The sequence below is a fragment of the Streptococcus sp. SGI.013 genome (assembly GCF_050315295.1).
Lineage (GTDB): Bacteria > Bacillota > Bacilli > Lactobacillales > Streptococcaceae > Streptococcus > Streptococcus porcorum.
The window spans coordinates 1-459 of record NZ_JBNPOS010000096.1 but is presented as its reverse complement, the minus strand read 5'-3'; the positions used below and the strand labels follow the sequence as shown (position 1 = coordinate 459).

Annotated in this window: 1 protein-coding gene; it reads left to right on the top strand. The window is 41.0% G+C overall.

Features of this window, described 5'->3' with window-relative positions; genetic code table 11:
* Positions 1 to 459: CPBP family intramembrane glutamic endopeptidase (locus tag ACQRDX_RS09510; protein WP_427896656.1), on the top strand; the 459-nt coding region annotated here is incomplete at both ends.

The window sequence follows — 459 nt, the reverse complement described above, 5'->3', positions numbered from 1 at the left end:
TGGACTTCTGGTGAGTTTATACCTGAAAGAGTATCTGACAATAGAGGGTGTAGTCTTGCTACAATTGGTCCTATTAAGTGTGACTTGCTTAGAGATTGCCCGTCATAAAACTCTTCAAGCAAAAAGAATAACCTTAAGCAATCGTCTAAGATGGTTGCTTCTTGGCTTTGTGGCTATGGTTGCTTTGGCAGTCTTCATCAGTTTCCTATTTTCAGTTCAGACTAGGAATCAAGCAGTATTGGTACAAGTAGGAAAGCAGGTTCCTCATGTTATCTTTTTATTGTTTCTGGTCAATGCAAGTCTCCTTGAAGAGATTGTTTATAGGCAGTTGCTCTGGGAAAAATTGACATTCCCTCTTCTACAAATAGGCGTGACCAGTTTTTTCTTTGTTCTATCCCATGGACCCAATCAGATAGGGAGTTGGCTCATCTATAGCTGTCTTGGCTTGACCTTGGCTGC